Source organism: Leminorella grimontii, from assembly GCF_039789245.1.
In the GTDB taxonomy this organism is placed as follows: Bacteria; Pseudomonadota; Gammaproteobacteria; order Enterobacterales; family Enterobacteriaceae; genus Leminorella; species Leminorella grimontii.
On the sequence record NZ_CP146357.1, the window covers coordinates 2847910 to 2867581 of the forward strand.

A 19672-nucleotide genomic window follows, 5' to 3' on the forward strand; every position below is an offset into this window, starting at 1 on the left:
AAAAATAGCGTAAATAGTTACGTTCCCCTCCCACTTACTTCAGGAACGATGACCAAAAAAACGTTCGGCGTTATTGCCAAGATCCCCCGCCCGGTGGAATTCACCGGGCGTCATCGCAAAACCAGCGTTCTTAGCCGAAAAGTCGTTAGAAGCTCACCTTCACGCCCACGTTGCCGCTATAGCCGTCAACGTCTGATGAGAAGTCCTTCTGGTATTTAACGTCGCCATAAACCGATACCTTGTCCGCCACCTTCACGCTGATACCCGTCCCCATGCGCCACCAGGTTTCGGTAAACCCGGAGCTCATCTTAGTGGAGCCGACTTTCACGTCCGGCGCGTCGTTCAGGCTGTGAACCACGTCCATCGTCACATACGGCTTCACGGTTTCCATATCCTTGATGATGCGCAGCCCGCCGCGAGCGCGGGCGCTGCTGTGGGACACGCCCTCGACGTCGCTGACGTCGTCATGGAAAGCGTCGAGGTTCAGATACTGATACATCAGCTGCGCCTGCGGTTCGACGCTCCAGCCGTTGCCTAACGGGAAGGCTTTGCCCACTTCGACGGACAGCACCGCGCCGTAGCCGGTTTGCTTGGCGTCGTGGTCGCTGCTGTACTCGTTGCGGTAGTAGGTTCCCTGCGTCACCAGGTCAAGGTAAGCGCCGTCCTGCGTATCGCGAGAATAGTAGGCGCCCAGGCTGTACATATCGCTGTCGACGTTGCCGACCGACGTGGAAGAGTCAGGCATCAGGCTGCGCACGCCGTCCTTGGCGTCCGTCATCTGGCGGCCAAAGGTCATCATCACGCCTGCGGTCGTTTTCGTGTCGGCATCGTTTTGGGCCTGATAAAGATCCATGCCCAGCTGAGCAAACCAGGTGTTGGTCGTATAGCTAAAGCTGCCCGATTCGTTCTCTACGTGCTGGCCGCTGATGCGACCCCACGCGCCGTTCGCCGAGCGGCTAACGTCGTCGCCGATGCGTTCGTGACGAGTGCCAATCGCGTCAAAGCCGTACTGTTCGTTCAGGTAAGGCGCAGCAACGTAGTTGGCCACTTCCGGGCGATACAGCACCACGCCCTCGCCTTCCCCTTCTGCGCTCGGATCTTCTGACGTCTGCAAATAAGAGCGAAGATACCAGTCGTCAACGTCGCTTTCACCGCCCTGATAGAGCAGATATTCGTAAGCGCCCGCGCTAACCCTGTTGCCCAGCTTAAAGCTGCCGGTGGCGTCGCCGTCGATAGCGACGACCTGAATGCCGTCCCCTTCGGTCAATGCGCCCAGGCCGCCGGCCTGGTTAATCACCAGCGTATGGTCGCCGCTGGCGTCTCCGGTCACGTGGATTTTATCGCTTTGCGCATTGGCGCCGCCTTCGTTAAGCACAGTGTTTAATACGAAGGTCGTATTATCGCCAGCCAGAGAACCAAGCTTTAACGTCTTGAATACGCCAGCGTCAGGCGTATTGAAAACGACGGTAGAATCGACGCCTTTGAACACTCCCACGCTGGAATCCCCGCTCAGGTTCCATTGGCTGTTGCTCATGTTCAACACCGTTACGTTATCGGCCGCGCCGTTGAGCACGGACGCATTTTTCATCGTCACGTCCGCCGTGCTGTCGGAAAACACGGCCAGATCGCCGTTTAGCGTGGATGCGTCGGCAATAAGCGTGCTGGTTGAATTATTTTGCACCGTCATGACGGTCCCACTGCCGCCGGTGACCGTGCTGCCGATCAGGTCAACGTAACCAACGGTGTCATACATAAATATACCGTCGGACTGTGCGCTGTTGACGCTGCTGTTTTGCAGCGTCGCGCGCTGCTCTCCGCTGCTACCGCTGATGAACATAAGCCCTACGGCATCTTCACCTTTTGTCGTCACCCGCAGGTTGCTCGCGTTTACGATAGGGGAAAAAGAGCCGCCTAAGTGAATGGCGTCAGACGAATCCCCTTCAGTCGACACGCTGCTGTCCGCAATGTTGACTACGCCGGCATTTACGAAAATACCGTTGGAAAAATCGCTAATAGTAGTAAGTTCAACGCCTGATACCGACAGCACGTCGCCAGACATGATAATCCCCATTCCACCGTCGCTATTCCCACTCTTAATCACCGAGTTTTTGATCGTACCGTTGCTGCCTAAATCAACGTTTACGCCGACGCCGTTGACGCCATCGATAAAAATATTGACGTCTTCCAGCATCATAGTGGAATCGACACCCTCAACGCCTCTTGCGCCATACCCTACGGAAGAAATCTGCGTCCCTTTGATATCCAACGCAGACAGCTTAGCCGAAATTCCCGCCACGTAGTCGTCCGCACTGACGGAAATCGTTCCGCCGGTCAGATTAATGGAGGCTTCTTTAGCAACAATACCGCTGCTGTCGGATGAGATGTCGGTATTTACAGCGTTCAGCGTTCCGCCGTCTCGAACGACCAAGCCGCGAACAAAGTTACCGTGAGCCTCGATAGTTGCGCCGTTTGCATTCACAACGGATCCGGCGCCCTCTACGGTGATGGCGCCTTCATCATCACCGATAGAAGCGGGAATAACGAGGTCTCCGGAAGACAGCGTCAGCGTTTGGCCCGCGCCGACGACTATCTGGGTATCGTAGTCCGTCGCTGCGTTGGCATTCGTTGAGTAAAAGGAAACGGCGCTCGCAACGGCTAAAGCCATTGCGCTATAGCGCATAAACAGGGGGAATTTATTTTTATTAGCCCCTAATCCATTAGAGACAGAGTTACCGGTTAAAGAGGGTTTTATAAAACAATGACAGGCTGCATTCATATAAACATTCCGTGTATTTGATATAGATTAAATATATCTATTGAAAATGGTAAAAAGCACTAAAAGCCAATAAACCAGACCTTTAGCTACAAGCTTATGATAAAAATAAATTATTGAACTGAGATTTAAACATCCGCTATTTCCAAAATCCGTTTTTACTACGCCATTAGATTTAAGCGTCAACCAGTTAATTAATAAAAGATTATCAACAGCACGGTCCTTGCTATATACCGATTATCGCGCCTTCTGCATGTGCTGACCTATACAGCCGCAGATGACATACTTAATAATAGTTATAGCTATAAGTACAATATATTAATGTAAGCATTTCCAAACTTCTTCTACCAAATATGTATATGTCTAATAGTAGACACATTTAACCCATTATATGTATGAAAACTTATTAATCTTGTTAAATAAATGAGTTTTTTATGATCGAAAAAAGAAAAATTAGCGCTGCTCATTTTTAATTATGGCCAATTATAAATAAGCAATTAAATGTTGTTTATAAAATATACATAATAAAAAGCCGCCCTAATAAAGGCGGCCCTTAGAAACGGCACTTACTTTACTCTCGCCCGTGCCTCTCTAAAATCCTCGCTAAATCGGCAGCGGTTTCCAAATCCAGCCACTCCGCGGCCGGAACCTCTTTTTTCACTCGCCGCTCCACCTCCATCATAATGCTGGCGAAGGTGACGCTGTCGAGGCCCGGCTTTAGCCCTTCAAGGGTGCTGTCTGCTTCAATACGGTCAACGGGAACCGACAGGCAGCCGGACAGGATTGTTTTACTTTGCTGTAAATAGTCCATCTCAGAGCGTCTCCTCATCGTAATGGATAATCGTAAATTGATTGGCCAGATAGGCCTCTTTTACCTGCGCGCGGGCCAGCTTGCCGGAAGCGGTGAGCGGCAGCCGGTCGGCAATGAATATCACCTCGGCGGTAACTCCGATCGCCTGCGCCAGCGCCTTTTTTATCGTCAGAGCAATCCGACGCAGCGTCGGTTTATCCCGCGCAACCTCTGGTGAAACGCAGACCAGCGTAGCAAGCCGCTCCTGAAGGCCATCGTGCAGGCCGATAGCCGCCGCGTTGCCGGCGCCGATGTTCGGCTGCGCCTGCGATACCGCCCATTCGACGTCCTGCGCCCAAACGTTGCGGCCGCGAATGATGATCACGTCCTTTTCTCTGCCGCTGATGTACAAAAGCCCCTGCGACAGATAGCCCAAATCGCCGGTATACATAAAGCCTTCACCGTCGAAGGTGATCCGCTCGCGATCGTCAATATAAGACGTCACGACGCTTGGGCCCTTCACCCATATCTGGCCAACCTGGCGTTCCGGTAGCCTCTTCCCGCCTTCGGCGTCCGTGATTTTAATCTCAAAACCGGGCAGCGCCCGACCGCAGGAAACGAGCGTCTTGCTCCTGTCGTCGTCCGGTGAATCAATGGCCGCCGGCGCGTCAAGATCGGACGCCGTCACCGCCAGCGTCGTCTCCGTCAGTCCATAGCACGGTAAAAACGCCTGGGCCTTAAAACCCGATGGCGCAAAGCTGGCGGAAAAGGTCGACAGCACCTCGGCGCTAATAGCATCGCCGCCGATGCCCGCCACCCTCAGCGATGAGAGGTCCAGACTGGGCTTGCTCTCACTTTCGGCATACTTTTTCATTGCCAGCTGATAGCCAAAGGCCGGAGAAAAGGTGATAGCCGTCCTGTGTTTGCTCATCAGCTCAAGCCAAACCAGCGGATTTTGCACAAAGTGTTCCGCGCTCAGGCAGTCAACCGAACGCTGACCGTAAACCGAGGCCAGCATAAAGCCCACCAGCCCCATATTATGGTGAAACGGCAACCAGTTAAACGAGCGGTCTTCAGGGCGAAGCTGCATGCCATAGCGGAGAACGGCGTGAATATTCGCCTCCAGATGGCGCTGGCTCAGCAGTACGCCTTTGGGCCGCGAGGTAGAGCCTGAAGAAAACTGAACGTAGGCCGGGTCGTCTGCTCCCAGCGGCGACAGTTCGGACGCCTCCGGCTGGTGAAGCAATGTAGCTTCAGCCAGCATGCGCTCGCTTACCAAAAGCGGTTTGGCGATATGCTGCCCAAGCGCGTCGGCAACGTTTTTTGAGCACATCACCGCCTTCGCGTCGGCGTTTTCAAGCCAAAGGCTGAGCTTCTCGGCGTAGGCCGCCATGCCGCCCGGATTCAGGCTAAACGCCATGGGGCAAGGAATAAGCCCCGCATACTGACAGGCAAAGAACAGGATCGGGAAGTCGGGCGTCGTTTCCGCTATCAACGCCACGCGATCGTAGCGGGCGAATCCCTGCTGCTTGAGGTACAGGCCTGCCCGCATCGACTCCCGCCACAGGCGACGATAGTCAAGAACGGCGGTCAGCTGGCCTGCGGCGTTAAAAAAGTTAAACCCGGCTTCGCCCTGGGCCGCGTAGGCCAGCGCGTCAGTTGCCGTTGGAAAATCGCCGTGGCGAATTGGAATGCTGTTTACCGTCGGCGTAACGGTCAGCATGGCCGTCATTCGCCGACCTCAGGTTGGAAAGAGGAGAAAATCAGTATATCGACGCGATCGCCGTTCGGCGCCTGGCATTCTCCCTTCAGCGTGGCTTCCAGCACAAAGCGAGGATTTTTTACAAAGCAGAACAGCATACGCCTGTTTCTGGCCAGAATGCGCGCCACCACCTTATACAGGTCTCGATAGGTGTAGAAATGGTCAAGCAGAGCGTCAATCGTCGCCCACAGCACTGTTTTACCCACGTAGCCCGGTTCGCCAACGCCGGCGGTAATGTTGCCGACCCGATGCGTCAGGTTGACGTCGATGGTATAAAAACCCACCAGCCTATTGCCGTTTTGCTTATCAAAAATGCCGATAAAGTAGTTGTGCAAATTATCAAACCGAGCGATGTACTCGGCCAACTGCGCGTGGGTAAAGTTGAGAGGCGGAAGGTTCAGCCCTTCCATCATCTCTGAGCCGTTCATCCATGCCAGAAATGAAGCCGATACGTCGCTCGGGGTCAGGCTGCGTAAAAGAAATCCATTTGTTTCAATAAAGACCGGCACTCCCGCCAGACTGGATGCCCGTTGAGTCATAGGATTTTCCCGTTTTGTTCTAGCCTCAGTGCAAAATATCCGCGAGGTTTTACAACACGTTGTATAGGTTATCAAAAACGCCAGTTAAAATAGATTTTTGCGCCGTGATCCTCGGTACTGTTGCCGATATTGCCGTTATACGTCACGCCGATGTCGACAGACGGCGTAGTCTCAATCTGTGCGCCGACTTCCAGTACGGCCACGTCCCTGCTTACTGACGTGCCGATAACCTCGAAGCCTTTCCCACCGATAAAGCTCATTTTCGTCGTTGGCGTAACGTCATTATAGGCGTGGCGCCAGCCGACGTTGCTCCAGAGCTTCGCATTTTGGCCGTTATCTAACGCATAGGCCTTCGACGCGCGCAGGCTCAGGGTAGTGAAAAACGTGTCCATGCTGTCGCTGGCGCCCTGCAGCCTTGCTTTACCGCCGCGTTCGGTGAAACCGTCAGTTTCAACGTGTACGTAAGCGGCGCCGGCATACGGCTCCAGTGCCAGACCGTCTTTCACTTCAAACAGATAGCGACCTTCGGCAAACATCTGAGAGGTTGAGGCGTTATAGTCAGCGCTCGGGCTGTCTTCTAGCTTCTGAAGCCTTACGCTGCGCTCGGTGGAAACGTCGTGCCACGTATAGCCTACACCAGTATGCAGATTAACGTTGCCCCACTGTCCTTTAGTATAGGCGCCGACGTGATAATCATAGCGATCGGCCGACGAGGCGCGCTCTGAAACGCGAACGTTCGCTTTACCGTAGCCGCCTGCAAGCCCCAACGTCCAGGTTTCGTTCAGCGACCTGTCGACGCCCAAAATAACGCCCGCGATATCGCGCTTCATCTGCGCAGCGCTGTCGCTGTTGTCGAACGAGCCCCATGAGGTATAGATATGCCCCCACGCGCCGGTTCCTACGGCTGGATCCCGCAGGCGGTTATTGACCGCCTCGCGCAGGAAGCGGCTGTCCTCCAGCATGGCGCTCTTGGCCGACGAGTGAACCTCGCCGGAAAGCTGGTTCAGCGCATTTTTTGCGGATTCTTTATCTGGCTGAGAAATGATTTCATCCACGATGTCGCCGCCGTCCTCCTCATCGACGCCGCCGCCGACGCTACACTCGTTTGAGGTCATGCCGTCCATGCAGATATCCTGCTCGTTGCGCGTCACTACCAGATAGGCGTTATTCGCATCGTATTCATAGTCCATATCGACGTAGGGCCGCGCGGTAAGCGTACCGAACTCGCCGCTCACGCCGCCCGTTGCGCTAAGAATATGCCAGCGGCTGTTAGGCACGTACAGCACCTGGTTACCGCCCGCGACGGCAAGCACGTTCGCGCCGCCAAGCGTGGCGAGGCCGTCAACCTGAATACGATCCGAGCGATAGGTATTTACCGTTTCGCCGTCGGCATTCTGCGTTGAATAGTCGAGGTCGGTCGTCAGGTTAGTGACGTAAATCGCTCCCGATGTCATGGTGAGATCGCCTGCGACAGTGAGCGTTTCAGGCGTAACCGTATTGAACGCGCCCGGAGAAATCGCCCCCCCGCGCTCAACGGTCGTCGAACCGACGGAACCGATGCCGGCCAGCGTGCCGCTGCCGGAAACGGATACCGTACCGCCCAGAACGTTGTTAACTTCCAGCGTGCCGCCGCTAATCAGCGTTTTGCCGGTAAAGGCGCTGCGATCCGTATTAAAAACGGTCACGCCGTTCACCTGCTTAATCGTGCCCTGCCCATGCGAGCTGCTGACGACGTCGAGGTCAAACTGGTACAGGCCGCTGCTGTCGGTATGGTTAAATACCAGCGTGCCGTTGCCCGCGCCCATTACGATGCTGTTAGCCTCAACGGTTCCTACCGCCTGAGCCGAGCCGTTTTCAGCGCCGCCGATATTCAGCGTGCCGACGCCGTCCGCCTGATTCCCCAGATACAGGTCGCCCAGCCGGGCGCTATCAAAGGCAATGTCGTAGTAAGAGGCATAGGTTTCGGGATCGTAGTCATAAAGGTAGTCAATCCAGCCGACGGAAACCCGCCCGCCGTTGGCCAACGTCAGACTACCGGTACCACTTTCACCGATCGACAAGTGGCCGAGGCGGTTATCCGTATTGTGGATGGAGGTTCCGCCGGAGACCAGCCACTCGCTGCCCTCGCCGGAAACCAGCACCGAGCCGGTTCCGCCGTTAACGCCAACGTAGGCGCCTATCGCGCTCGGGTCGCCGATGGTTCCCATCGTCGCCAGGCGGCCGCCGTCGGTGACCTGAACGGAACCGACGCTGTCCGCCCCGTGGCCGACGTACAGCCCCTGACCGAAATAGGCTCGGCTTTTGCCCGTTCCGGCGTCGCTGCTCATGGAGCCGGAAATGTTTAACGCGCCGCGCCCCTGATTGACGCCAATCACGGCGGAAGGTTCGGTATAGGGAGAATACCCCAAAGAGGAAGAGACCAGCGCCTTACCGCCGGACAGTACGTTCATCGTTCCCTGGCTGTTCAGGCCGTCTCCCAACGAGAACGCCGTCGTATAATTGCCCGAAGAGTGCCTGTCGATAACAATGCTGCTGCCGTCGACGTTCAATACGCCGCTGCCGCCGTCAACGCCGATGCGCATTTCCTGCGTTTCCAGCGTGCTGTTGGACATCGTCTGTTCAGTGGTCGTTTTTCCCTGACCGAACAGAGAAACGGTTCCCATACTGTTAAGGCCAGAACCAATCGTCAGCGTGGTAACGTCGACGCCGTAAAAGGAACCATCGAACTTACCGTGGCTATACTCAACCAGCCCACGCCCTTCGTCAGCGCCCACGACCATATCGCCATAAAGATAGGCGCGAGCGTAATAGGCGTTATCCGTCGTTGAAATAAACTTCAGGCGTGCATCATTGCCGGCGCCGTGACCAATGTAGAAACGGCCGTCGCCGGACGTGAAGTCAGGGTAAGTAGAGGCAAGCTCGAACTCAACGGTCTGACCGCCGCTGTTATGTAAATAGAGGTCGCCGTCAGCCAGTGAAGGGGGGGTTAGCGTATCCCAGTTATTAGCGTCTAAAAACTGATTATTGCCGACGGCGTTAGTCCAGTATGAATCCGCAGAAACGGAAAAAGAGGCCAGCGCGGGCAGCATGCTGACAAGAATAAGATTCTTTCTGAATGCGTTTGTCTTAAACTTTCCCTGTGTTTTCAAAATGATTCACCTTTATCCTTGGCAACGACAATAACTCACAGAAACTATTCTACAGCAATAAAACGCTTTAAGTACACATCAAAATAATAAAACAATAAAATTAAAGCGTTTTAAATAATGAAATACATTACTAATTAATTGATTTACAATAAAATATAAATCACAATAAAAAAATTAAATATGTTGCAAATGCAATAATTAGCCATAAGGCATATAAGTGAATTAGACATATGAATGTTAGCCAGATAAGCATTTATGCGATTAGTAAATCATTAAGTTATAGGTATTAAATTAACCGCTTAATTTTAAAAATTATTTTATTTTGTAGTACAAATAGCCCGTCGCCTTGCCGCTTCATTGAGAGTCATCGAACCTTGTGCGAACTCCATCTCACCCCCGGCTCAGGCTGACATTCGTCGATGAGGTACTTCTCCCTTCACACCAGCAAACCCATTCAAAAAACGCCCTATCCAGAGGAGAATAAGACAGTAAGACTATTTACTATCAAGAGCGAAAAATGGAAATAGCAAGATAGTCATCTCAATAATAAAAATAAAGAAGGTGCTCTATTGAAAAACAAACAGGAAAGTAAAATAAACCACAACCCCACAATAAGCATTATTATCCACCTTAATACCAATACACACTGCAGGGATAGTTTATAATTTTTCTTTAGACGCTATAAAATAAAATGGGATAGGTTAAATTTAAGAAACCATAACAACACGTTATAGAAAAAATAAGCATCAAGGGAAGAGAGATAGGCTCAGCCACCGCATTTTTCGCCCCATCAAGAGAGAAGAAGAGGCGCTCCATTTAAATACCAGCTTTGTATCCAACCCTATTAAATAAGAAAAAACAAGACGACCGTCTATATATTTATTCTAAAAAACCCTATAAAAAAAACAAAAAAATGAAAAATAAAACACACTTACACACCCAAAAACACGTCTATTACAACACTACCAAAACAGTATTTTAACCAATATTCATTTGCGCTTTCTTTCCTTTGCGTCTATATCATAATCAGTCATCCCACTAATACTTTCATACTATTTTTTGGAACGCCGTCGTCAGCCATGGCCGATATTCTTTTGTCTTAAAAAATCAGCGGGATAAGTAAATACGGCTACATCATGTGAATGGAGTTACGAGCGGGGTAATAACAATCAATGCACCCACTGCATAAACCAGTCAAGAGTGATACTCAATGAACCCAATATCCGTTATCTCCAAAGCAACCGGCGCTACGACCAGCGTTAACACCAGCAGCATCAGCCTGAACGGTTCCTCCGTCATCGTGCTTCACGCGCAAAAAGAGGACATCGCCGCGCTAACTCGCGTCGATAACAACCTTGTCATCACGCTCCACTCCGGTGAGAAAATCACTATCGCCAACTTCTTTGTCGCCGATGAGAAAGGAACGAGCCAGCTGGTATTGGAAGACAGCCAGGGTGCGCTGTGGTGGCTTGAAGAACCGTCAACCGGCATTCACTTTGAACCTATTTCCAGCGTTGATGAGCTTATCGCAGGCGCAGAAACGTCAGACCATATGGGCGGCGCAGTCTGGCCCTGGGTTCTGGGTGGGCTAGCCGCCGTCGGCGGCGCCATCGCGCTGGGCTCTTCGGGTGGAGGTGGCGGAGGCGGTGGAAGCGACAATGACAGCGGCAGCGCGACGCCCCCCAACAACGACGAAGAAACCAAAGACACTACTCCCCCCGGAGCACCGGGCAATCTGGTTATTTCCGTCGATGGAAAAACCGTTTCAGGCACGGCGGAGCCCGGCAGTTCCGTCACCGTTCGCGACGCCGACGGCAACGTAATAGGCACAGGCACGACGGGAGACGACGGCCAATTCACCATCGACCTCAATACCCCACAGACCAACGGCGAAACGCTGACCGCCAACGCTACCGACGCGGCAGGCAATACCGGCCCGTCGGCCAACGTCACGGCGCCGGACTCCACGCCTCCCCTGGCGCCAGTGATTACCAGCATTGTTGACGGGGTCAGCCCCGTTACGGGGACCGTTGCCAACGCTCAGTCTACGAACGACAGCCGCCCGACGCTTAACGGTACCGGTGAGGCAGGTGCGACCATCACGATTTATGACGGCAATGCGGCCATCGGCTCCACGACGGTGGCCGCAGACGGCAGCTGGAGCTTCAGGCCGAACGGCCCGCTGCCCGAAGGCAGCCACACTTTCACCGTTACGGCAACCGACCCGGCGGGAAACACCGGCGTCGCTTCCAGCGCCGTGACGATCGTCGTCGACACCGTTTTGCCAACGATTTCTAATCTTAACGTGTCAAACGACGGTACGACGGTCACGGGTGAGTCGGAGCCCCATGCGATCGTTACCGTCAAGGACGCTGGCGGCAACGTAATTGGCAGCGCGACGGCCAATGAAAGCGGCAGCTTTAGCATTACGTTGACCTCAACGCGCAGCGCGGGAGAAACGCTGGCCCTAAGCGCCGTCGACCCGGCGGGCAACCTCAGCCTCCCTACCGTCGCGCTGGTTCCTAGCGCCCAACAAATCGCCACGCCGACCATCACCGCTATTGTCGACAACGCCCTTCCTGCAACCGGCCCCATCGCCGATGGACAAGCCATCAACGACACGGCGCCGACGCTGAGCGGCCGCGCCGAAGCGGGCGCTATCGTCACTATCTACGACGGCGAAGACAACCCGATCGGCAGCACCACCGCCGATGACAGCGGCGACTGGCACTTCACTCCGGACGAACCGCTGGGCGAAGGCGAGCACGCGCTAACCGCCATCGCCACCGATGCCGAAGGCAACGAGAGCCTGACCTCAACGCCCTTTAACCTAACGGTAGACACCGTCGCCCCCGACGCCCCAACCATCACCGACGCGGTCGGCGGCGCCACCACCAGCGACACCACGCCCACCCTTAACGGCAAGGCCGAAGCGGGCGCGGTGGTCACCATCTTCGACGGTGAAGACAACCCACTCGGCAGCACCACCGCCGATGACAGCGGCGACTGGCACTTCACCCCGGACGAACCGCTGGACGAAGGCGACCATACGCTAACCGCCGTCGCCACCGATGCGGCGGGCAACGAAAGCCCGGCGTCGACGACTTTTGACCTCACGGTAGACACCCTCGCCCCGGACGCCCCAACCATCACCGACGCGGTCGGCGGCGCCACCACCAGCGACACCACGCCGACGATTAACGGCAAGGCCGAGGCCGGTTCTGTCGTCACCATTTACGATGACGAAAATAACCCCATCGGCAGCACCACCGCCGATGACAACGGCGACTGGCACTTCACCCCGGACGAACCGCTGGACGAAGGTGAGCACGAACTGACCGCCATCGCCACCGACGCCGCGGGTAACGAAAGCCCGGCCTCGACGATTTTTGACCTCACGGTAGACACCCTCGCCCCCGACGCCCCAACCATCACCGACGCGGTCGGCGGCGCAACTACCAGCGACACCACGCCGACCCTTAACGGCAAGGCCGAAGCGGGCGCAGTGGTCACCATCTTCGACGGCGAGGATAACCCGATCGGCAGCACCACCGCCGATGACAACGGCGACTGGCACTTCACCCCGGACGAACCGCTGGACGAAGGTGAGCACGAACTGACCGCCATCGCCACCGACGCCGCGGGTAACGAAAGCCCGGCCTCGACGACTTTTGACCTCACGGTAGACACTCTCGCTCCCGACGCGCCGACCATCACCGACGCGGTTGGCGGCGCTACCACCAGCGACACCACGCCGACGATTAACGGCAAGGCCGAAGCGGGCGCAGTGGTTACGATTTACGACGGTGAAGACAACCCGATTGGCAGCACCACCGCCGATGACAACGGCGACTGGCACTTCACCCCGGATGAACCGCTGGACGAAGGCGACCATACGCTGACCGCCATCGCCACCGACGCGGCGGGCAACGAAAGCCCGGCCTCGACGACTTTTGACCTCACGGTAGACACCCTCGCTCCCGACGCGCCGACCATCACCGACGCGGTCGGCGGCGCCACCACTAGCGACACCACGCCGACGATTAACGGCAAGGCCGAGGCCGGTGCAGTGGTCACCATTTACGACGGCGAGGACAACCCGATCGGCAGCACCACCGCCGATGACAACGGCGACTGGCACTTCATCCCGGACGAACCGCTGGACGAAGGCGACCATACGCTGACCGCTACCGCCACCGACGCCGCGGGTAACGAAAGTCCGGCCTCGACGACTTTCGATCTGACGGTAGACACCCTCGCTCCGGATGCCCCAACCATCACCGACGCGGTCGGCGGCGCAACTACCAGCGACACCACGCCGACCCTTAACGGCAAGGCCGAAGCGGGCGCGGTGGTCACCATCTTCGACGGCGAAGACAACCCGATCGGCAGCACCACCGCCGATGACAACGGCGACTGGCACTTCACGCCGGACGAACCGCTGGGCGAAGGCGACCATACGCTAACCGCCATCGCCACCGATGCGGCGGGCAACGAAAGCCCGACGTCGATCGCCTTTGACCTCACGGTAGACACCGTCGCTCCCGACGCGCCGACCATTACCGACACGGTCGGCGGTAGCACTATCAGCGATACGACACCAACGATTAGCGGCAAGGCAGAAGCCGGTGCAGTGGTCACCATCTTCGACGGCGAAGATAACCCGATCGGCAGCACCACCGCCGATGACAGCGGCGACTGGCACTTCACGCCGGACGAACCGCTGGGCGAAGGCGGGCATACGCTGACCGCTACCTCTACCGACGCCGCGGGTAACGAAAGCCCGGCGTCGAACGCCGTGGCCTTCACGGTAGACAGCATCGCGCCCGATGCCCCCGTCATCACAGAAATCAACGACGCCATCGGCATTTTCACCGGCCCGTTGGAAGACGGCCAGTCTACCGACGATCCGCGTCCGGTAGTTAGCGGCACGGCAGAAGCCGGTAGTACCATTACTATCTACGTTAACGACATCTCGCAGGGCACCGTCACTGCGGACGAGTTTGGCGCCTGGAGCTGGCAGCCGGAGTTGGGCGCGCCGCTAAAAGAGGGTGAAAATCGACTGAACTTTACCGCCACGGACGCCGTGGGCAACGTCGGCGACCGGTCGGAGACGACAACCATCATTCTGGATACCACGCCTCCGAGCGAACCTTCCGATCTACAGGTTTCCGACAATGGCACCACGCTGACCGGAACGGCGGACCCCGGCAGCACCATCGTCGTGAGGGACGCAGGCGGCAACCCGTTAGGTTCTGGCCTCGTCGGCGAAGGCGGCAGCTTCAGCGTCACGATTGCTCCTGCGCAAACTAACGGTGAAACGCTGGTCGTGCTAGCCCGTGACGACGCAGGAAACTTTAGCGATAACATAAACGTTACCGCGCCAACTACCGGCCTACCGGACGTCCCTGAAATTACCGACATTATCGACAGCGTCGGCATCCATACGGGCAACCTGAACGACGGGCAGAGCACTGACGATCGGCTGCCAGAAATCCGCGGCAAGGGCGAAGCGGGATCGACGGTGACGCTTTATGACAACGATGAGATCCTTGATACGGTCTTGGTGAATGGCGAAGGCGAATGGACGATCGTCCTGACGGACGAACTGCTCGACGGCCCGCACGCTTTTACCGTCAGTGCAACCAACGTTAACGGTACCGGGGGAACCTCCGCACCGATTACCATCGTAGTCGATACCGTCGCTCCCGACGCGCCAACCATCACCGACGCGGTCGGCGGCGCTACCACCAGCGACACCACGCCGACGATTAACGGCAAGGCCGAAGCCGGTGCTGTCGTCACCGTTTACGACGGCGAGGACAACCCTATCGGCAGCACCACCGCCGATGACAGCGGCGACTGGCACTTCACCCCGGACGAACCGCTGGATGAAGGCGACCATACGCTGACAGCTACCGCTACCGACGCGGCGGGCAACGAAAGCCCGGCCTCGACGACTTTTGACCTCACGGTAGACACTCTCGCCCCGGACGCGCCGACCATCACCGACGCGGTTGGCGGCGCTACCACCAGCGATACCACACCGACGATTAACGGCAAGGCCGAAGCGGGCGCAGTGGTTACGATTTACGACGGTGAAGACAACCCGATTGGCAGCACCACCGCCGATGACAACGGCGACTGGCACTTCACCCCGGATGAACCGCTGGACGAAGGCGACCATACGCTGACCGCTACCGCCACCGACGCCGCCGGTAACGAAAGTCCGGCCTCGACGACTTTTGACCTCACGGTAGACACCCTCGCTCCGGATGCCCCAACCATCACCGACGCGGTCGGCGGCGCCACCACCAGCGACACCACGCCCACCCTTAACGGCAAGGCCGAAGCGGGCGCAGTGGTCACCATCTTTGACGGCGAGGATAACCCGATCGGCAGCACCACCGCCGATGACAGCGGCGACTGGCACTTCACCCCGGACGAACCGCTGGGCGAAGGTGAACACGAGCTGACCGCTATCGCCACCGACGCCGCGGGCAATAACAGTCCGACGTCTACCGCCTTCGATCTGACGGTAGACACCCTTGCCCCGGACGCCCCGACTATCACCGACGCGGTCGGCGGCGCCACCACCAGCGACACCACGCCGACGATTAACGGCAAGGCCGAGGCCGGTTCTGTCGTCACGATTTACGACGGTGAAGACAACCCGCTCGGCAGCACCACCGCCGATGACAGCGGCGACTGGCACTTCACGCCCGACGAACCGCTGGGCGAAGGTGAGCACGAACTGACTGCCGTCGCCACCGACGCGGCGGGTAACGAAAGCCCGGCGTCGACGACCTTCGAGCTCACCGTAGATACCGTCGCGCCAGCGGCGCCGACCATTACCTCTATTGTTGACAACCTTAACCCAACAACCGGGCCGATCGTCGCAGGCGTAGCCACTAACGATCCTGCGCCAACCCTTAACGGCCGCGCCGAAGCGGGAGCCATCGTTACGATCTTTGACGGTGAAGACAACCCGATCGGCAGCACCACCGCCGATGACAACGGCGACTGGCACTTTACCCCTGACGAACCGCTGGGTGAAGGCGACCACGAGCTGACCGCCGTCGCTACCGACGCGGCGGGCAACGTCGGCGGAGCCTCGCCTTTCGTCGCTATAACTATCGACACCACCGCGCCAGATGCGCCGACCGGACTGTCCGTTTCGCCCAGCGGCACGCGCGTTACCGGCAGCGCAGAACCCGGCAGCACCGTAACCATTACCGACGCTGACGGCACCGTACTGGGTTCAGCAACGGCCGACGGCACCGGCAGCTTTACCGCGACGATTACCCCAGCGCAAACCAACGGTGAAAGCCTGCTGGCTTTCGCTCAGGATAAGGCGGGCAACGTCGGCGAAGCCGCCGGCTTTAGCGCCTCAACCACCGGGCTGCCGGACGTACCGACCATTGAAACAGTGACGGACAACGTCAGCCCGATAACCGGCCCGCTGGAGAACGGACAGAGCACCAATGAAACCCTGCCGTTACTTAGCGGTAAGGCGCAGGCGGGCGCAACCGTCACTGTTTATGACAAAGGGGCGGAAATCGGCACAACGACGGCGGACGACGACGGCGTCTGGAACTTTACGCCAACCGTTCCGTTGACCGAAGGCCAGCACGTCTTTACGGCAACCGCCACCAACGCCAGCGGAACGGGCGGCTTCTCAGAGCCTCGCTCAATCGTGGTAGACACCATTGCGCCAGACGCCCCCACCGCAACCGTCAGCGCCGACGGCAGTACGATTAGCGGGATTGCCGAAGCGGGCAGCACGGTGACCATTACCTTGGCCAACGGCACAACGGTGACGACGGCCGCCAACGACAGCGGCGGCTACAGCTATACGTTCCAGAGCAAGCAAACCGACGGCGAGCAGCTGTTCGTTACGGCGACCGACGCGGCAGGCAACCCCTCACCCCGCACTCAGGCCGACGCGCCGGACCTGCCGCTGTCGGCTAACAACAACGTCATTGAGCTGGCGCTGACCAGCGATGCGCCCGTCACCACCACGCAGTACGGCGACTACGGATTTTTGCTGGTCGGCGCGCTAGGAAATCTGGCTTCGGTGCTTGGCAACGACACCGCGCAGGTCACCTTTACGGTGGGCAACGGTTCAACGGCGGACGTCAAGATTGACGCCGACGCGACCGGCATCGTGCTGTCCTTGCTATCAAGCCTTGAGCTCGTCGTTCAACTGCACAACTCGGCCAACGACTCCTGGACCACCGTCGTCGATACGCAGGACCCCCGCTGGGCCAGCCTGCTAACCTTCGGCGACAGCGGCATCAGCCTCAACCTTGATGCGCTGGCGGCGGGAACCTATCGCGTGGTGTCCTACAACACCAGCCTATTGGCCACCGGCTCTTACACCAGCCTGAACGTGTCGGTGATTGAAACCGGTGCGGGCACGGTTAACGGAGATACGACCCATTCCGGCAACGTTATTCTCGATGACGACCCGGTCTCCGGCAGCGATACGGCGTCTGGCGGTGCGCTAGTGACGCAGGTGACCAACGCTCAGGGAACCGTCGTTCCCGTCACGGCGGACGGCGCGGTTATTCAAGGGACTTACGGCACGCTCACGCTCTACCCGGACGGCAGCTACACCTACACGCTGTTCAACACCTCCGCGTCGGTGATCGGCCACAAGGACAGCTTCAGCTATACCCTTTCCGACGGTACCATCAGCGATACGGCCAGCCTGGTGATTTCCCTCGGCGAAGGCGCCGTAACGGGTCAGGCCGTGGCCGTCGACAACGCCGCCAGCCTCCTCTTTGACACCGAGGTCGCCACGATAGACAACGGCACCTGGTCGCAAAAAGGCTATACCGTGGTTAATCTCGGGCTGGGCGACGCGCTGGACGTCGGCGTTCTGGACGACCTGAGCAACCCTATCGTGTTCAACGTCGAGCAGGGCACCACCCGCAGCTTAACGCTGCAGTCGGAGGTCGGCGGCATCGCGCTGGCGTCCAAATTCGACCTTTATATCTACAAGTTTAACGACGAGACCCAGAAGTACGATCAGTATAAGAGAGTTGAAGACTGGCTGGAGGCGCCGCTGTTTGGCGGCAAGTCCGACGAGCTGGACCTGACGCTCGACGGCGGGAAATACCTCTTCCTGTTGGATACGACGTCCGGCCTCAGCGTTCTGACGGGCTACTCTCTGAAGGTTCTGGAAGACCACGTTTATAGCGTCACCAGCGTCAGCGCCAGCACCTCCGGCGAGGTGTTAGACAACGACATCGCGCCGCCGAACACCGTCGTCAGCGCGGTGAACGGCGTCAGCGTCGCCGCCTCGGGCGATACCGTCATCGTCGGCCAATACGGCACGCTGACCATTAACGCTCAGGGGCACTATACCTACACCCTGAAAAGCGGCGTCGGCGCGGACAGCATCAGCACGCCGGACAGCTTCATCTACACCATTACGGCGCCTAACGGCGACAAGGACACCGCCTCGCTTAACGTTACGCCTGCGCCAAGGGGGCTGGATGCGGTGGACGACGTCAGCGCGGCTATGACGGTGACGTCGATTCAGGATACCTCAGGCTACAGCGACACCTCTGTGGGAACGGCCAGTTGGTCAAGCTCACTGGGAAAAACGACGGGCAACGGCAGCGGCACCTTTGTCGTCGATGAAGGTTCGGCGTTAAAAGATATCGTACTGACCTTCAAAGCCAGCTCAACGCTGCTCCTAGGCTCTGCCGACATTAGCTGGGAAATTCTGGAAGGCACGACGTCTATCCGCTCCGGCACCACCTCCGCCAGCATGCTTCTGGGAGGTTCACCCGGTACGGTAACGCTCAGCGGGCTTGAGCTGGATGCTGGCACCTACACGCTGAAATTTACCGGCAGCGAAACCGGCCTCGTCGGGCAAATCACCGTGACGCCGAGCGTCAGCGGCACGCTTGTCGACCTGTCCGACTATCTGAGCACCGCAGGCCACGCGGTCAGCGGCAATATCTTTGACGGCAGCGATTCGGCGGGCGCAATGGACCAGCTCTCGTCGGTCGGCACCACGTTGAGCATTACCGACGCCAACGGCGTCACGACAACGCTGGATCCGTACGCCACCAGCAACGCGACCGCCAGCATTCACGGCCAGTACGGCACGCTGACTATCGGAGTCGACGGCACCTACAGCTATACGTTGAACCCAGGCGTATCGCTGTCAACGATAACGGAAAAGGAAACCTTTAACTACACGCTGACTTCCTCCAACGGCCAGACGGCGAACGCCACGCTGACTGTCGACATGGCGCCGCAGTTCGTCAGCTCCGGCCATAACGACGTGATTACCGGCACGGCCTACGCCGACACCGCTATCTATCACCTGCTTAACGCCGCCAGCAACACCGGCGGTAACGGCAGCGACGTCTGGAGCAATTTCTCGCTCCAGCAGGGGGACAAAATCGATATCCACGAACTGCTGGTCGGCTGGAACGGCCAAACGTCTACGCTGGGCAACTACCTGAGCGTCACCACCAGCGGCAACGACACGGTTATTTCCATCGATCGCGACGGAGCAAGCGGCCAAACCTACCAGTCGACCACGCTTATTACGCTGGAGAACGTACACACTACGCTCGACGAACTGATAGAACAGCACCACATCATTACCCATTAAAACAGTACCCCCGGGCGCGC

At 57.4% G+C, this 19672-nt stretch carries 6 protein-coding genes; 1 reads left to right on the forward strand and 5 read right to left on the reverse strand.

The genetic code is table 11. The annotated features are described in order from the left end of the window. Nucleotides 1-145 precede the first annotated feature (145 nt). From V8L73_RS13255 to V8L73_RS13275, 5 genes are all read right to left on the reverse strand, one after another. Entirely contained in the window at nucleotides 146-2665 is a 2520-nt protein-coding gene (locus V8L73_RS13255; RefSeq protein ID WP_347253204.1) for an autotransporter outer membrane beta-barrel domain-containing protein, read from the reverse strand. A 679-nt stretch (nucleotides 2666-3344) separates the two neighbouring features. Then, nucleotides 3345-3584 carry an acyl carrier protein gene (locus V8L73_RS13260; RefSeq protein ID WP_027275868.1) on the reverse strand — a complete coding sequence of 80 codons (240 nt, stop codon included), beginning with the start codon at nucleotides 3582-3584 and terminating at the stop codon, nucleotides 3345-3347. A 1-nt stretch (nucleotide 3585) separates the two neighbouring features. Continuing rightward, nucleotides 3586-5295, reverse strand: a complete 1710-nt coding sequence (locus V8L73_RS13265; RefSeq protein ID WP_347253205.1) for an AMP-binding protein — start codon at nucleotides 5293-5295, stop codon at nucleotides 3586-3588. Continuing rightward, on the reverse strand, nucleotides 5292-5864 hold the full coding sequence (locus V8L73_RS13270) for a GNAT family N-acetyltransferase (RefSeq protein ID WP_027275866.1): 573 nt from the start codon (nucleotides 5862-5864) through the stop codon (nucleotides 5292-5294). Before V8L73_RS13270 ends, V8L73_RS13265 begins: the two co-directional genes overlap by 4 nt. A gap of 71 nt (nucleotides 5865-5935) precedes the next feature. Then, entirely contained in the window at nucleotides 5936-9013 is a 3078-nt protein-coding gene (locus V8L73_RS13275) for an autotransporter outer membrane beta-barrel domain-containing protein (protein WP_347253206.1), read from the reverse strand. Between the two features lie 1210 nt (nucleotides 9014-10223). On the opposite strand from V8L73_RS13275, the gene V8L73_RS13280 reads away from it, so the two are divergent. Beyond that, complete coding sequence (locus V8L73_RS13280; RefSeq protein WP_347253207.1) at nucleotides 10224-19652, forward strand: BapA/Bap/LapF family large adhesin; 9429 nt, start codon at nucleotides 10224-10226, stop codon at nucleotides 19650-19652. The last annotated feature ends 20 nt before the right edge of the window (nucleotides 19653-19672 follow it).

Excerpts from the sequence above, each read along its gene's own strand:
- V8L73_RS13255 (WP_347253204.1), bottom strand. The coding sequence starts at position 2,665 with ATGGCTTTAGCCGTTGCGAGCGCCGTTTCCTTTTACTCAACGAATGCC.
- V8L73_RS13260 (WP_027275868.1), bottom strand. The coding sequence starts at position 3,584 with ATGGACTATTTACAGCAAAGTAAAACAATCCTGTCCGGCTGCCTGTCG.
- V8L73_RS13265 (WP_347253205.1), bottom strand. The coding sequence starts at position 5,295 with ATGACGGCCATGCTGACCGTTACGCCGACGGTAAACAGCATTCCAATT.
- V8L73_RS13270 (WP_027275866.1), bottom strand. The coding sequence starts at position 5,864 with ATGACTCAACGGGCATCCAGTCTGGCGGGAGTGCCGGTCTTTATTGAA.
- V8L73_RS13280 (WP_347253207.1), top strand. The coding sequence starts at position 10,224 with ATGAACCCAATATCCGTTATCTCCAAAGCAACCGGCGCTACGACCAGC.